The 15124-nt window shown below is 70.6% G+C and carries 12 protein-coding genes; 3 read left to right on the top strand and 9 right to left on the bottom strand.

Annotation, left to right across the window (positions count from 1 at the left end; translation table 11 throughout):
* Positions 1-18: 18 nt before the first annotated feature.
* Both kynA and AB1046_RS13055 read left to right on the top strand, forming a co-directional pair.
* Complete coding sequence (kynA, locus tag AB1046_RS13060; protein ID WP_369369737.1) at positions 19-879, top strand: tryptophan 2,3-dioxygenase; 861 nt, start codon at positions 19-21, stop codon at positions 877-879.
* On the top strand, positions 872-1750 hold the full coding sequence (locus tag AB1046_RS13055; RefSeq protein WP_369369736.1) for a hydrolase: 879 nt from the start codon (positions 872-874) through the stop codon (positions 1748-1750). Before kynA ends, AB1046_RS13055 begins: the two co-directional genes overlap by 8 nt.
* Before the next feature lie 89 nt (positions 1751-1839).
* Here the strand turns inward: AB1046_RS13055 and AB1046_RS13050 are convergent, their stop codons facing one another.
* Positions 1840-5235 (bottom strand): discoidin domain-containing protein, encoded by a 3396-nt coding sequence (locus AB1046_RS13050; protein ID WP_369369735.1) that lies wholly within the window; start codon positions 5233-5235, stop codon positions 1840-1842.
* Between the two features lie 226 nt (positions 5236-5461).
* Here AB1046_RS13050 and AB1046_RS13045 point away from each other — a divergent pair, with 226 nt between their 5' ends.
* Entirely contained in the window at positions 5462-6679 is a 1218-nt protein-coding gene (locus tag AB1046_RS13045) for a kynureninase (RefSeq protein ID WP_369375695.1), read from the top strand.
* A 91-nt stretch (positions 6680-6770) separates the two neighbouring features.
* Here AB1046_RS13045 and AB1046_RS13040 read toward each other — a convergent pair whose 3' ends face one another.
* The 8 genes from AB1046_RS13040 to AB1046_RS13005 all read right to left on the bottom strand — a co-directional run bounded on the left by AB1046_RS13040 (position 6771) and on the right by AB1046_RS13005 (position 15110).
* Positions 6771-7574: a serine hydrolase gene (locus AB1046_RS13040; RefSeq protein ID WP_369369734.1), complete on the bottom strand. Its 804-nt coding sequence runs from the start codon at positions 7572-7574 to the stop codon at positions 6771-6773.
* 28 nt (positions 7575-7602) lie between these two features.
* Positions 7603-8316, bottom strand: coding sequence for a type 1 glutamine amidotransferase (locus tag AB1046_RS13035; protein ID WP_369369733.1), 714 nt, complete (start codon positions 8314-8316; stop codon positions 7603-7605).
* Positions 8313-9482 (bottom strand): ABC transporter ATP-binding protein, encoded by a 1170-nt coding sequence (locus AB1046_RS13030; protein WP_369369732.1) that lies wholly within the window; start codon positions 9480-9482, stop codon positions 8313-8315. Before AB1046_RS13030 ends, AB1046_RS13035 begins: the two co-directional genes overlap by 4 nt.
* Entirely contained in the window at positions 9475-10566 is a 1092-nt protein-coding gene (locus AB1046_RS13025) for an ABC transporter ATP-binding protein (protein ID WP_369369731.1), read from the bottom strand. The genes AB1046_RS13030 and AB1046_RS13025 overlap by 8 nt, the downstream gene beginning before the upstream one ends.
* Positions 10563-11492 carry an ABC transporter permease gene (locus AB1046_RS13020; RefSeq protein ID WP_369369730.1) on the bottom strand — a complete coding sequence of 310 codons (930 nt, stop codon included), beginning with the start codon at positions 11490-11492 and terminating at the stop codon, positions 10563-10565. The genes AB1046_RS13025 and AB1046_RS13020 overlap by 4 nt, the downstream gene beginning before the upstream one ends.
* A gap of 6 nt (positions 11493-11498) precedes the next feature.
* The gene (locus AB1046_RS13015) at positions 11499-12503 is read right to left on the bottom strand and encodes an ABC transporter permease (RefSeq protein ID WP_369369729.1); all 1005 of its coding nucleotides are present in this window, start codon (positions 12501-12503) and stop codon (positions 11499-11501) included.
* A gap of 107 nt (positions 12504-12610) precedes the next feature.
* Positions 12611-14233, bottom strand: coding sequence for an ABC transporter substrate-binding protein (locus AB1046_RS13010; protein WP_369369728.1), 1623 nt, complete (start codon positions 14231-14233; stop codon positions 12611-12613).
* A gap of 199 nt (positions 14234-14432) precedes the next feature.
* Complete coding sequence (locus tag AB1046_RS13005; protein ID WP_369369727.1) at positions 14433-15110, bottom strand: ABC transporter ATP-binding protein; 678 nt, start codon at positions 15108-15110, stop codon at positions 14433-14435.
* Positions 15111-15124 lie beyond the last annotated feature (14 nt).

Genomic DNA, 15124 nt, shown 5'->3' with positions numbered 1-15124 from the left:
CGGGGCTAGGCTCGGGGCGTGACTGGTAACACCCGGCCCATCGAGGCCTCCATCCGCACGGACTTCCGCGACGAGATGGACTACGGCTCCTACCTGGGGCTGGACGCGCTCCTTTCCGCACAGCACCCGATGAGCGACCCGCCGCACCACGACGAGCTGCTGTTCATCATCCAGCACCAGACCACCGAGCTGTGGCTCAAGCTGGTGGTGCACGAGCTGCGCGCCGTGCGGCGGTTCCTCGACTCCGACGACCTGTCGCGGGCGCTCAAGGGCCTGGCCCGCGTGAAGCACATCCAGCGCACCATCACCGAGCAGTGGTCCGTCCTGGCGACCCTCACGCCCAGCGAGTATGCCGAGTTCCGGGGTTCGCTGGGGCAGTCCTCGGGCTTCCAGTCGCACCAGTACCGCGCGGTGGAGTTCCTGCTCGGCAACAAGAACGCCGGGATGCTCCAGGTCTTCCGGGACAAGCCCGAGGTGCACGCCCTGCTGGCGCAGCTGCTCGGCGAGCCCACCGTCTACGACGCGTTCCTGCGCCTGCTGGCCCGGCGAGGGCACGAGGTCCCGGCCGAGATCCTGGACCGCGACGTCACCCAGGCCTGGGTCGAGCACCCGGAACTGATCGCGGTCTTCAAGTCGATCTACGAGGACCCGCACGGCAACTGGGAGCTGTACGAGGCGTGCGAGGACCTGGTCGACATCGAGGACGCGTTCCAGCTCTGGCGGTTCCGCCACCTGCGCACGGTGCAGCGCACCATCGGCTTCAAGACCGGTACGGGCGGCTCCAGCGGCGTCGGCTTCCTGAAGCGGGCCCTGGACCTCACATTCTTCCCGGAGCTCATCTCGGTGCGCACCGAGATCGACGGCCCGCTCGGTGCCTGAGGGCACGCCGTCGACGATGCTCCCGGGTGTCGTCGACCACCACGTGCACCTGGGCCTGGTCGACCGAGAGCTCCTGGCCGGGAGCACGGTCACCGAGGTGCACGACCTGGGCTGGGACCCGCGCGAGGCGGTCACCTGGGCCGCCGCGCCGCCGTCGGGCGTCCGGGTGCGTTATGCCGGGCCGTTCCACACCGCGCCCGGCGGGTATCCGACCGGGCGCTCCTGGGCGCCTGCCGCCGCGGTGCGGCACATCGCCTCGCCGCGCGCCGCCGCCGAGGCGGTGGCCGACGTCGCCGCCGGGGGCGGGTTCGCGATCAAGGTCGCCCTGCACTCGGGTTTGCCCCTGCTGCCCGACGACGTGCTGCGGGCACTCGTCGCCGAGGCGCACGCGGCGGGGCTGCCGGTGGTTGTGCACGCCGAGGGTGCGGGGCAGGCCGAGCGCGCGATCGACGCCGGCGCGGACACGCTGGTGCACGTGCCGTGGACCGAGACGCTGCCCGACGCCGTGATCGCGCGGGCGACGCACATGACGTGGATCTCCACCTTCGCGATCCACGACGGGCCGGGTGGCTCGTTCGGCCTGGAGCGGGCGCTCGACAATGCCCGAATGTTCGTCGCGGCGGGCGGCACGCTCGTCTACGGCACGGACATGGGCAACGGGCCGACGCCGGTCGGCGTGAACGAGCGTGAGATCGGGCTGCTCGGGCGGGTGCTCGAAGGGGAGTCGCTGCTGCGTGCGGTTCTCGCCCCGCCGTCGGCCCTTGCCCTGACCGCGCCGCTACCGCTCCCGGAGACGGCGCCGGACCTGATCACCTGGCTCCGCGCGGCCACTCGTCTCCCAGACGCGACCGAAACGGAACCGGGCCACTGACTCGCCGCACCAGGTGCGGCGAGTCAGTGGCCCGGTCCGACCACCGCTCTGACTCGCCGTCGCTGGTACGGCGAGTCAGAGTGGGAGGGTCAGTTGCGGTTGATCGTGAAGGTGGACGTCGTGTTCTCGATGTCGCGGAAGTTGTTCGAGAACGTCAGGCCGTTGAACGTCACCGAGCCGACGGCCGGGCCCTGACCCGCCTCCGGCAGCGGGTTGGCCCAGAGGCCGTAACCGGACTTGGCGTCGTACGCGTCACCGCTGCGCTGAGCACCGGTGATCGACGTGTTGGTGAACACCGTGTCCTGGATCGGGTTGGTCGGTTGGCCACCGACGTAGTTGGTCTGGAACATGATTCCCGAGTACGTCGGATCCACGATGCTGAGGTTGTTCACCCGGATCGCGGTGAACGTCCTCGATGCGGAGAACAGCCACACCGCCGGGAACACCTGCGCACCCCAGAAGTGCCCGCCGGAGCGCACCACTGAGATGTTCTCGAAGGTTGTCGGCGCGGGGCCGAATCCCTCCATCGGGTACCCGAAGTCCAGCGAGCTGATCGTGATGCCCGAGTAGACCAGCGTGTCCGCGATGTAGATGTTGCGGAACGTGTTGTCCTGCCCGCCGTAGACGGCCAGGCCAGCGGCCCGCCAGGTGTTCGTGGACGTGAGGTTCTCGAACACGTTGCCCCGCTGGCCGCTGCCCCCGGCGTCCGTGGCGGCGAACAGTGCGAACGAGTCGTCCCCGGTACCCCGTGCCTGGTTGTTGTGCACGTGGTTGTTCGCGCTGCCGTTGGTCATGTTCAGGGCGTCGGCGAACGTGTTCCGGATCCGCGAGTCCACGATCTCCGAGCCGTCCATGTTGGCGGCCCAGAACATGCAGATCATGTGCTCGACCCAGATGTTGTCGATGGTCATGTTCGACACGTTCGCGAAGTCGAAGACCTTGCCGGGGCCGTCGATCCGTGAGGTGTAGTTGCCGAAGTACGAGAAGTCACGGAACGTCGAGCCGCTCGCGGTGCCCTCGGCCCGGAACCCGATGTCGGTGTTCTCCTGCCCTGCCGGCGCATGGAACTTGGTGAACCACGGCCCGGCGCCCACGATGTCGACCGCCCTGCCGTAGACCTGGAACTTGCTGGCGGTCTGGTAGTCACCGGCGGGGAGGTAGACGCCGGCCAGGTTGCCGGTGGTGTCCATCCGGAACCGGTCGAGCGCGTTCTGCACGTCCTGGTGCGTGAACCCGGTGGGCACCACGTACCGCGCCGGGTCGGGGTTGGCCTGGGCCGAGACCTGCTCCAGGTCGACGAAGTCGACGGTGTACGTGCTGGTGTTGCTCGCCGTCTTCTGCAGCCGGATGGTGTGCCCCGCCGCGACGGTGGTGCCGAGCAGGGTGTTGGCCTCGTCGTAGATGTGCCGCGGGGCGCCCTGGCCCGGCTGGTTGCCGGGGTTTGCCTCGTTGCCGTACAGCCACGCGTACCGCGAGGTCAGGTCGATGTTCCTGAGGAACACACCGTCGACGTAGACCGCGAGCGTGGAGTTCGTGCCCCCGCCGCCAGCGGAGTCGGGCATGGAGAACCGCACCACCAGGGAGTTGGTGGGGGCTCGCGTGGTCCACTGGACGTACTCGCCGGTCGCGTCGAGCGTGACGGCCCGGCGCCCGGACGCCTCGCCGGCGAGGTCGCCGACCACCCGGTTCGGCCCGATGGCGGTAGCCCCGCCGCCGGTCACGCCGTCCTCCGCCTCGTAGGTGTCGAACGGCATGTTCGCGCCGAGGCCGACGAACAGCGACTGGGTCACCACGTTGTTGGCGCGCCTGGCCTCGACCTCCGCCGGGTCGTTGGCCGCGGTGAGGGTGACGTCGTACGAGCCGTTCGCCGCAGGCCAGGTGCCCAGGTTCACGCTCTGGCTGGTGGCCCCGGCCGCGATGGCACCGGAGACCGATCCGGTGAGGGTGCGCACCACCGAACCGCTGCTGTTCCGCATGACAAGGGTGAGGCCGTGCGCGCCGGAAGAGGTCGCGAGGGTGCCCCGATTCGCGATCGTCGCCGAGAAGGTGACGGTCTCGCCCGCCGTCGGGGTGCTCGGTGTCCACGACACGGTCGGGACCAGGTCGGCGCTGGCGGTCTCCGTGACCACCAGCGGGTCCGGCCGCGTGTAGCTGTTGTCGTTCTCGGACTGCTCGGTCACGGTGCCCGACGGGTCGGCCACTGCGCCGAGCTGATACGACCCGGCCGGGCGTGCGCCGATGTTCGCGGTGACCGTGGCCTGTGCACCTGCGGCGAGAGCGCCGACCTGGCCGGTACCCACGGTGTTGCCGTTGAGGCTGAACGCCACGTCGGTGGCCGCGGACGGCAGCGTGCCGATGTTCCGCACGGTGGCGGACAGGGCCACCGGGTTGGACTCGGTCGGTGTCGCCGGGTTCGCCGTGATGCCGGTGACCGTGAGGTTCGGGTTGGCCGCCGGCGCGCCGAACACCTGGAACTCCGCCACCTGGCCGTTACCGGCCCCGGTGTTCCCGGTGAACTGGAGACGCACCTCCCGCGCGGTGCCGGTGACCGGGATGGTCACGGTGTTGCCCGTCGCGGGCGAGAAGGCACGAGCGGCCGACGGCGCGATCGTGGTCCATGCATCGCTCGCTCCAGTGCGGCCCTGGACCGAGAAGGTCTGGGTCCGTGCCCCCCAGGCGGTGGCCGGCGGCAGCTTCACGACGATGTCGCTGAGCTGGGCTGCGGACTCCAGCGTCACCGCGAGCGTGCTCGGGTACTGACCGCCCGCACCCTCCCAGTAGGTGCTGGTGTTGCCGTCGTTGGCGTTCGCCGCGACATAGGTCCACTCGGTCGACGAGGCAACGATGGGACGGCCCGGGGCCAGGTCGATGCCCTCGACCGGCTCCTCCGGGTCGACATCGCCGGGCGTGCCGTGCACCTCGAGCTCCGAGAGCTGGCCCGCGGGCCAGCCCGTGTTGGCCGTCACGGAGACCCGCACGTAGCGCGCCTGTGTGTCCGGGACGTCGATGGTCACCGTGTTGCCCGAAGTCGGGTTGAACTGTCGCTGGGCGCTCGCGGCGAGCGTGGTGAAGGTCGCGCCGTCGGCGCCGGCCTGTATCGACAGCGTCTGCGTCCGGGCCTCCCAGGAGGCGGGAAGCTTGAGCACCACCTGCTCGACGGTGGCCCCGGCGCCGAGGTCGATCTGGGCCCACTGCGGGAAGCTGTTGTTGGTCGACTCCCAGTACGTGGACTGGTTTCCGTCGGTGAGGTTGCCGGCCTGGTAGGAGCCGTTGTTGCTGCTCGCCGCGGCGGGCTTGCCCGCGGAGAGGACGACGGCCGCGACGGCCGCCGTGGCGGAGGTGGGTACGAGCACCGACGCGCCGAGGGCGGCGGCGGTGAGTACTGCCATGAGGCTGGGAGCGAGCCCCGGTCTGAGCGCGTGGCGGTTGGTGGAGCGGAACATCAGCGTCCCCGATCTGCCGTCGTCGTCGACGGTCGTCGTCACCAGATTGACCTTGGGTACTTGCCATGGTTCTGTGCACAAAAGCGCAGGCTCTTGTCGAGTTCTTGCGCTCCGGTGGCATGGACATTACTGACGGGATCGTTGGGGCGTCAAGGGTTCGGGCCGAGCAGCCTGGCGCAGGACGTACGCTCGGGCCGGAACCGAACGACCTGGAGCGCCCGTGACCGATCTCGCCCCCTCTGCAGACCGCCCCGCCGAGCTGCCCGACCTGCCTGACCTGCCCGCTGGCCTGCTTGACCGCGCCGCCGCGCTCGACGCCGCCGATCCGCTCGCCCGCTACCGTGACCTCTTTGCGCCGAGCGAGGGCCTGATCGCCTACCTCGACGGCAACTCGCTGGGCAGGCCGCTGACCGCCACCCGCGAGCGGCTGGCGTCCTTCGTGGACGGGCCGTGGGCGGCGCGCCTGATCCGGTCCTGGGACGAGGGCTGGATGGACGCGCCGACCGAGCTCGGCGACACGCTCGGCCGGGTGGCGCTCGGTGCGGCGGCGGGACAGACCGTCGTCGCCGACTCGACGACGGTGCTGCTCTACAAGCTGGCCCGCGCCGCTGTTGACGCCCGGCCGGGCCGCCGTGTGATCGTCGCCGACACCGAGAACTTCCCCACGGACCGGTTCGTGCTGCAGGGCATCGCCGCGGAACGCGGCCTGGAGCTGCGGTGGATCACGCCCGACGCCGAGAGCGGCGTCACGCCCGAGGAGGTGGCGGCCGCCGTCGGGCCGGACACCGCGCTCGTGCTGCTCAGCCACGTTGCCTACAAGTCCGGGTACATCGCGGACCTGCCCGCGATCACGCGGATCGTGCACGACGCCGGGGCGCTCGTCCTGTGGGACCTGTGCCACTCGGCGGGCTCGGTCCCGCTGGACCTGGATGCCGACGGCGTGGACATCGCCGTCGGCTGCACCTACAAGTACCTGAACGGCGGGCCGGGCTCACCTGCCTTCGCCTACCTGGCCGCCGGTCTGCAGGACGAGGTGCGGCAGCCGGTGCAGGGCTGGATGGGCGCCGCCGACCCGTTCGCGATGGGCCCGGACTACGAGCCCGCCGCTGGGATCCGGCAGCTCATCAGCGGGACTCCGCCGGTGATCGGCATGCTGCCGATGCGCGACATGCTCGCGCTCATCTCGGAGGCGGGCATGCCTGCGGTCCGTGCGAAGTCGCAGGCTCTGACCGGGTTCGCCATCGAGGTCGTCGACGAGTACCTGGCGGGCGTGCGCGTCGCCTCACCGCGGGACCCCGAGCGCCGGGGGAGCCACGTCATGCTCGACCACCCGGACTTCAAGCGGGTGGTCGCGGAGGCCTGGGCGCGGGGTGTGGTGCCCGACTTCCGCCCCCCGCAGGGCCTGCGCGTGGGCCTCTCCCCGCTGAGCACAAGCTTCACGGAGGTGGCGAACGGCCTCTGGGTGATCCGAGACCTCCTGGGCTGAGCCCGATCCCTTTCGAGTCCTAAGTTTCTTCGCTTTGAGGGGCCGCAAAGCAAAGAAACTTAGGACTCGAAGGGGATCGACTGCGGTCCGGTTACGACAGGGCGATCGCCAGGGCGCCCAGGGACTTGAGGGTTTCCTCGGCGGCCTGCTCGTCGTAGCCGCGGGTGCAGACGGCGATCACCAGCGCGTCCGGTCCCGGCTCGCCCACGAATGCGACGTCGTGCCGGATGCCGTCCACCCAGCCGGACTTGGAGCCGAACGGGACGGCGCCGGGCTCGCCGGGGCCCGGGACCGCGGCGGTGAGCTGGCGGTCGGTCTGGCGGCCGAGCAGCTCACACATCCAGGCGGTCCGCTCCGGGCTCGCGACCCCACCCGTCACCACTGCGGACATGAGCAGGCACAGGTCAGCAGCGGTAGTGCGGTGCGAGGCGCCGGCCTGCTCGGCGGCCAGGTCGGAGTACTTGCGGCCGAACGTCGAGCGGGTCGCTCCGGCGTCGGCCAGCGCCTGGTTGACGGCGGCCAGCCCCACCCGCTCGGCCACGATGTTGGTGGCCTCGTTGGAGGAGACGACGATCATCCGGTTGATCACGTCGCCCAGCGGCATGGGGGTGCCGTCGGGCGGGAGGCCGGTGTCGACGTCGTCGGGCTCGATCGTGTACTCACCCGCGCCAGGGACCTGCGAGGTGAAGGTCCGGGTCGCGATGCACGTCTCGTCCAGGCTCGCCGTGCCGGAGTCGAGCGCGCGCGCCGCGGCGACCAGCACGGCGAGCTTCACCGTGGAGGCCGCGTAGAAGTCCAGGTGGTCCTGGCGCGCGGCGAGCACCTCGCCCGACGCCCGCGCGATCCGGTAGGCCAGCGTGGGCAACCCGTCGCTGTGTGTCCCTGTCGACACCATCTGGTCCGTCCTCTCGTCGATCTTCGCCCTACCTCGCGTTCTTGTGCACGACGTCGGTCCAGGCGCGGGCCAGCGCGCGCGACTGCGCCTCGTTCTCGGCGGCGTGGACCAGCGCCGCCTCGGTCAGCTCTGCGCGGTCGATGCCCTGCTCCGAGAGCGCCGCCTCGTCCCAGGCTGCGATGCGCTCCGGCCGCGCCTCGGGGTGGAACTGCATGCCCCAGGCCCGCTCACCCACCCGGAACGCCTGGATCGGGCAGTCCCCGCTCGTGACCAGCAGTGTCGCCGACGGCGGCAGCGTGGTGACCGAGTCCTCGTGGTTCTCGATCATCCACAGGGGCCCGTTCGGCACCCCCGGCAGGTCGCCGAAGACCGGATCGCCGACGGCGGCGGGCAGCACCGTGAGCGGGCACATGCCGCGCTCCGTCTCTCCGGACCGCGCAGTCACACGGCCGCCCGCGACGTGTGCCAGCAGCTGGCCGCCGAGGCAGAGGCCGAGCAACGGCACGCCGTCGTCCAGCGCCTGGCCGGTCAGGGCGCGCTCGCGCGGCAGGAACGGGTGGCCCGCGTCGTCGTCGGGCATGAAGCCGCCGCCCAGCAGGACGACGCCCGCAAAACCGTCGAGACTTTCGGGAAGCTCGGCAGCGGGGGTCAGGACCGGCTCGATGCCGGCCTCCGGGAGCCATTGCTCGAGCCGGCCCATCGAGCTCGTGGGGGAGTTCAGGACCACCAGGACGCGTGTCATGCGCCGACCCCGGGGCTGACCAGCTCCCGCGCGAAGTGACAGGCGGCGACGTGGGCCGCCGTGGACGTGGCTGCGTTGGACCCGGCAGCGTCGGAACCGGCCGCCGTCGACCCGCCTGCCTCGGGGTGCGCGACCAGCACCGGCACCTGGGTCTCGCACACCACGGGGACCCGCCGCGGGGCGGCGTCGGCCTCCGGCAGCGTCGGCGCGAGCCAGCAGCGCGTGTGGAACGGGCAGCCCGACGGCGGGTCGACCGGTGAGGGCGGATCGCCCTCCAGCACTATCTCGCGGCTGGTTGACGTCGATCCGTCTTCGGCCGATCCCGCCGAGCGAGTGGCCGGCACCAGCCGCACCGACGGGTCCGGCACGGGCACCGCCGACAGGAGCGCCTGCGTGTACGGGTGCTGTGCGCCGTCGTACACCTCGGGCTCGAGCCCCTGCTCGACGATGCGCCCCAGGTACATCACGGCGACGTCGTGGGCGATGTGCCGCACGACGCCGAGATCGTGCGCCACGAACAGGTACGACAGACCCAGCTCCTCCTGGAGGTCTTCCAGGAGGTTGATGACCTGGCCCTGCACCGAGACGTCGAGCGCCGAGACCGGCTCGTCGCACACCAGGATCCTCGGCCGCAGGGCGAGCGCGCGGGCGATCCCGATGCGCTGCCGCTGCCCACCCGAGAACTGGTGCGGGTACCGGCCCGCGTGCTCGGGCTCCAGGCCGACGAGCTCCAGCAGCTCGCCCACCGCGGCCCGGCGGCCCCCGGTCGGGGCGATGCCGTGGATCGCGAACGGCTCACCCACTATCTCGCCCACTGACATCCGCGGGTTCAGCGAGGTGTACGGATCCTGGAACACCATCTGGACGTCCCGGCGCAGCCGCTTGCGGCCGGCCCGGGACAGGCGCGTCACGTCCTCGCCGTCCACGAGCACCTCGCCCGACGTCGGCCGCTCGATGCCGACCAGCACGCGCGCGAGCGTCGACTTGCCCGAACCGGACTCGCCTACCAGCCCCAGGGTGCGTCCCCGGTCCAGGCGGAGGGAGACGCCGTCGACCGCCTTCACTGCGCTGCTCGAACGGCGCAGCAGGCCGCTCCGCACCGGGTAGTGCTTGACGAGGTCGCGCACCTCGAGCACAGGCTCGGTCTCCGCCTTCGGCTCAGTCATCGGATCCTCCGGTGTCCGGTTCGGCCGGGGCCGGCGCTTCGGCGTCGGGCCGTGGTTCCCGCCCCGCCATGATGTCCGTCGCGAAGTGGCAGGCCGACGTGCGGCCCGGCGCCGGGGTGACCAGCGGCGGCACCTCGGTGCGGCACACGTCGCGCACGGCGTCGCAGCGCGGGTGGAACGGGCAGCCCGCCGGTCTCGCGGCGGGGCTCGGCGGGCGGCCCGGGATCACGGGCAGGCGCCCCGTCCCGGCAGCCGACGGGATCGAGCGCAGGAGCGCTCGGGTGTACGGGTGCGCGGGGGTGGTGTAGGCGGGCACGACGGGCGCCTGCTCGACGGCGCGGCCCGCGTACATCACCGTCACGTCGTCGGCGACGCCGGCCACGACGCCCAGGTCGTGCGTGATCAGCACCAGGCCCATGTGCCGCTCCGCCTGGATCTCCGCGAGCAGGCGCAACACCTGCGCCTGGACGGTGACGTCGAGAGCCGTGGTGGGCTCGTCGGCGATGAGCACGTCCGGGTCCATCGCCAGCGCCGTCGCGATCATGACGCGCTGCCGCATACCGCCGGAGAACTGGTGGGGGTACTCCTTGATGCGGGCCTTCGCGTTCGGCACCTTGACCAGGTCGAGCAGCTCGACCGCCCGCCTGCGGGCGTCCCCGCGCGACAGCCCGCGCCGCGCCCGCAGCGCCTCCGTGAGCTGGTAGCCCACGGTGTGCACGGGGTTGAGCGCGGCCAGTGCGTCCTGGAACACCATCGCCACCTGCTCGCCGCAACGGGCGCGGTGCACCTTGCGGCTCAGGGCGAGCAGGTCGGTGCCGGCCAGGCGGACCGTCCCGCGAGTGACGCGCGCGTTGTCCGGGAGCAGGCCCAGCACAGCCAGCGACGACACGGACTTGCCTGAGCCGGACTCGCCCACGATCGCGAGCGTGCGGCCCGCCTCCACGCGGTAGGACAGCCCGTCGACGGCGCGCACGGCGCCGTCGGGCGTACGGAACTCGACGGCGAGGTCGGTGACCTCAAGGAGGGGAGTGCCCGACGGCGGGGTCGTGGCCGGGCTCGATGCCGGGCTGGTGGCGGCGCTCATGCCGTGAGCCTCGGGTCCAGGGCGTCGCGCAGGGCGTCGCCTAGCACCACCAGGGACAGCACCGTCGCGAGCAGGCAGCCGAGCGGCAGCAGCAGCATGTGCGGGTATCCGCCGAGCACCCATGACGAACCGTTCTCGATCATGATTCCCCAGGAGATGGCGGGCGGTCGCACGCCGATGCCGAGGAACGCCAGCACGGCCTCCGCGCCGATGACGCCGGCGATCGCCGTCGGGATCAGCGCCGTGACCGGGCCGATCGCGTTGGGCAGGACGTGTCGGAACATGATCCGCAGGTCGGACGCGCCCAGGGCGCGGGCGGCCGTGACGTAGTCGAGGTTCTTGGCCTCCAGGACGCTCGCCCGGACGTACCGGGCGTAGCCCATCCAGCCGAACAGGGTCAGCACGATCGCGGGCAGCATGATCGTGGAGAACGTGCCCGAGCCGAGGTCCACGTTCTTGAACAGGCTCAGCAGCAGCATCGCCGCCAGCAGGTACGGGATCACCAGGAAGACCTCCACGGTGCGCGACACCAGGAAGTCGACCCAGCCCAGGTAGAACCCGGCGAGCAGGCCCAGAGTCACCCCGATGACCAGCGCGGTGCCGACCACCACCAGGGCGAGCAGCAGCGACGGCCTGGAACCGTGCGCGAGCTGGGCCAGGGTGTCGCACCCGAAGGTGTCCGTGCCAAGCGGGAACTGGTTGCCGAAACCCTGCGGCCTGATCTTGGCGTCGCTGATGACGCAGTGCCGCGGGCTCACCGAGGTGAACAGCCCGGGGAACACGGCAAGCACCGTGAAGAACAGGATGATCAGGCTGGAGACGATGACGTCGGGCCGGCGGCGCAGGCTGCGCCATGCGTCCGACGCCAGGGTGCGGGACGCGGCGCCGGCGACGGCCCCGGTCGCGGCGGACGCTGCCTCGCTCATGGTGCCTCACTCATAACGGATCCTCGGGTCGAGCGCGGCATAGGCGATGTCGACGACGATCATCACCACTACCGTCACGGCGGTCAGGATGGTCACGATGCCGAGCACCAGGCCGACGTCGCTGTTCCGCACCGCGTCCCACAGGACGCCGCCCATCCCGTAGATGTTCATGATGCCCTCGGTGATGACGGCGCCGCTCAGGGCCTCCGCGAACGTGAGGCCTACGGCGGTCACCACGGGGATCGACGAGTTGCGCACCACGTGGTGCAGCACGACGCGCCCCTCGGTCAGCCCCTTCGACCGCGCGGTCCGCACATGGTCACCGGTGTACGACTCGAGCTGGCTCGCGCGCACCAGGCGGATGAACGCGGCCGAACCGGCCAGGCCCAGCAGGATGCCGGGCACCGCGATCGTGGCCCACGGGTGCTCCGGGTCGAACGACGGCTTGAACCAGTACGGCGGCCAGCTGTTCTCGCCGAAGGTTTCCTCGGACCAGGTGCTCAGCGGTACGGTCACGATCTCCTTGTAGACCAGGAGCAGCACAAACACCGGCAGGGCGTCGATGAGCACCGACGTCAGGCGAATGCCGTGGTCCGACGGCGAGCCACGCCACCGCGCGGCGACCGAGCCGAGCACCATGCCCAGCAGGAGCCACGTGATCGTGACCATGACAAAGAGGCGCAGCGTGTTCGGGGCGGCGCTGGCGACGATGTCCGTCACCTCGCGCCCCCGCAGGTTGGTGCCGAAGTCACCCTGCGCGTACTGGCCGAGCCGCTCGACGAACGGCCCGAAGCACGGGTTGCCGGCCTGGTCGTAGCAGGGGTCGTCGAGCCCGAACCGCTGCTCGACGGCGGCGAGCTGCGCCGCCGAGGGAATCTTGTCGCCGAAGAACGCGAGGGCGGGATTGCCGTTGAGCTGGATGGCGAGCGTCGTGAGCAGGTGCAGCACGAACATCACCAGGAACAGCATGCCCACCGCCTGCGCGACACGGCGGAGGATGTAGCGCCCCATGTGTCTCCTCAGGTAACGCCGAGTCAGTGCCGTGGTCCGACCGCGGCAATTGTTCAGCCGCCGAGTCAGTGCCGCGGTCGGACCACGGCACTGACTCGGCGTACGGGTTACTCCGTGATCGTGAGGAGGCGGACCTTGACCGCACCGCTGAACGGGTCGAGCACGACGTTGTCCAGGCGCTCGCTGTAGTACTCGGCGCCGACGTTGAACCGGAACGGGATGGTCGGGAACTCCTCGGCGAGGATCGCCTCGGCCTCCTGGTACAGGACCACCGCCTCGTCGAGGGTCGCTGCCCGGTCACCCTCCGCGAGCTTGGCCTCGAACTCCTCGCTGTACCAGCCGAAGTTGCCCGCGCCTTCCTCGCCCACGGCGTAGAAGGCCAGGTAGTTCTCGTTCAGCGGGTAGTCCGGGAACCAGTTGTTCCGGAAGATGCCGTCGAAGCCCTGCGCGGACCGGACGCTGAAGTAGTCCGGGTTCGGCGCGAGCTCGTACGGGATGCCGAGGGTGGCCTCGATGGAGTTACCGATCGCCTGGAAGTACTCGATCTCTTCCTCGTCGTCACCCAGCGAGATGGTCAGCGTCTCGCCCTCGGGCCAGCCGCCGGCCGCCTCCAGCGCGGCCTGCGCCGCCTCCGGGTCGAACGTGCACCACTCGCACGTGCCGGCCACGCCGCCGGGCACGCCGTCCGGCACGACCCACGAGTCCGCCGGGGCGGCCAGGCCGCCCGACAGGTTCTCGATGATGGTGTCGCGGTCGATCGCCATGGAGATCGCCTTGCGGAACTCGATGTCCTGCCACGGGCCGTCCTCGTACAGCGGGAAGCCGATGTAGGTCAGGGCAGCGCCCGGTGCCTGCGCGAGCCGCTCGGAGAGCTCGGGGTCCTCCTGCGCCGCGGCCAGGTCGGCCGGCGCCGGGTAGCTGACGTCGACGTCGCCGGTCTCGAAGTCGGACCAGGACGATGCACCCGAGTACTCCCGCCAGTTGATGGCGTCGATGCTCCCCGGCGTCTCGTCCAGCGGGTAGTCGGTCCAGCGCTCGGCATCGAGGGAGACACCCTGCTCCCACTCCGTGATCTGGAACGGACCGTTGCCGATCGGCATGACAGAGCAGGCTGCGACGTCGGCGAGGCACTCCTCGGCGATGGGGTAGAAGCCCGTGTAGCCGAGCATCGTGGCGAAGCCCGCGAAGGGCGCGTTGAGCGTGACCTCGAGCGTGAGGTCGTCCACGACCGTCAGGCCCGACAGCTCCTCGACGGGGCTCTCCTCGACGGTCTCGCCCTCGTCGTCGAGCTCGTCCTGCATGTCCTCGTAGCCCGCGAAGCGCTCGAAGAAGTAGTTGCTGTACAGCTCGGGGTGGCCGGCCGTGTAGTTCCAGGAGCGGGCGAACGCAGCGGCGTCGACGGGCTCACCGTTCTGGAACGTCAGGTCGGGCTTGATCGTGATGGTCCAGACGGTGTTGTCGTCGGACTCGATCGACTCGGCCACGTAGTTGTAGGGCTCCGTGGTCTCCGGGTCGTAGCGGACCAAGCCGTCGTAGACGACGTCGAGCACCCCGATGCTGTCGTTGATGCCGGAGTCGCCCGGGAAGAGCGTCTCCATGTCCTGGCTGGTCGTCAGGTTCAGGGTGACCGGTCCGTCTTCCTCGGCGGTGTCGTCCGGGGTGCACCCGGTGACGGTCAGGGCCACCACGGCCGCCCCTGCGACGAAGGTGGCGATGCGTGCTTGCCTCACTGATTTGCCTCCCAGTTGGTCTCCCCCGTCTTACGGCGGGGAGGTCTGGACCATATCGCCGCGGGAGTTGGGTCGCTCGGAAACTCCTGTTAATCGTCTGTAACGATTGACCGAGGCTCCTTGCCTTGCGCTCCTGCTCCGACGGGTCAGACCCTCAGGCCACCAGTGTGGCCTGAGGGTCTGACACTGAAGGGGGCGCTCAGGCCACCGGCATCTCCTTCACCGCGCCCTTCGCGATCCGCAGCCGGCGGGGGGCCCGCTTTGCCACCACGGAGTCGTGCGTGACCAGCACGATCGTCAGCCCCTGGTCCTTCCACAGGCCGATGATGAGGTCCACGATCTCGTCGCGGGTCTCCTCGTCGAGGTTGCCGGTGGGCTCGTCGGCCAGCAGCACCTTCGGGTTTTTCACGAGCGCCCGGGCGATCGCTACCCGCTGCTGCTGCCCGCCCGACAGCTCACCTGGCAGGTGGTCGCCCCGGTCGCCAAGCCCCAGCGACTCGAGCGCGGCCATCGCCCGTGCCGTCCGGGTCTGCCGCGCGATCCCCGACGGCACGAGCGCCGTCTCCACGTTCTCCAGTGCGGTCAGCGTGGGGATGAGGTTGAAGTTCTGGAACACGAAGCCGATGGTCTCGGCCCGTGCGGCGGTGAGCTGCGCGTCGCTCATCCCGGCGAGGTCCTGCCCGTCGAGCTGGACCTTGCCCGACGTCGGCCGGTCCAGGCCCCCGAGCATCTGCAGCAGCGTGGACTTGCCGCCGCCCGTCGGGCCCTGGACAGCGACCAGCTCGCCGTCGCCGATCGTCAGGGACACTCCCTTCAGCGCCCGCACCTCGCGCTTGCCCTGGCGGTATGTCTTGGTCAGGTCGTCGATCTGATACATGGGTCTACCTCTTC

Source organism: Promicromonospora sp. Populi (assembly GCF_041081105.1).
Lineage (GTDB): Bacteria > Actinomycetota > Actinomycetes > Actinomycetales > Cellulomonadaceae > Promicromonospora.
The sequence above is the reverse complement of the archived record's forward strand: the minus strand, read 5'-3'. Positions and strand labels throughout refer to the sequence as shown.

What these genes read in the sequence shown, in the direction of transcription:
- AB1046_RS13040 (WP_369369734.1), bottom strand. Translation starts at nt 7,574, where the DNA reads ATGGTGTCGACAGGGACACACAGCGACGGGTTGCCCACGCTGGCCTAC.
- AB1046_RS13035 (WP_369369733.1), bottom strand. Translation starts at nt 8,316, where the DNA reads ATGACACGCGTCCTGGTGGTCCTGAACTCCCCCACGAGCTCGATGGGC.
- AB1046_RS13030 (WP_369369732.1), bottom strand. Translation starts at nt 9,482, where the DNA reads ATGACTGAGCCGAAGGCGGAGACCGAGCCTGTGCTCGAGGTGCGCGAC.
- AB1046_RS13025 (WP_369369731.1), bottom strand. Translation starts at nt 10,566, where the DNA reads ATGAGCGCCGCCACCAGCCCGGCATCGAGCCCGGCCACGACCCCGCCG.
- AB1046_RS13020 (WP_369369730.1), bottom strand. Translation starts at nt 11,492, where the DNA reads ATGAGCGAGGCAGCGTCCGCCGCGACCGGGGCCGTCGCCGGCGCCGCG.
- AB1046_RS13015 (WP_369369729.1), bottom strand. Translation starts at nt 12,503, where the DNA reads ATGGGGCGCTACATCCTCCGCCGTGTCGCGCAGGCGGTGGGCATGCTG.
- AB1046_RS13005 (WP_369369727.1), bottom strand. Translation starts at nt 15,110, where the DNA reads ATGTATCAGATCGACGACCTGACCAAGACATACCGCCAGGGCAAGCGC.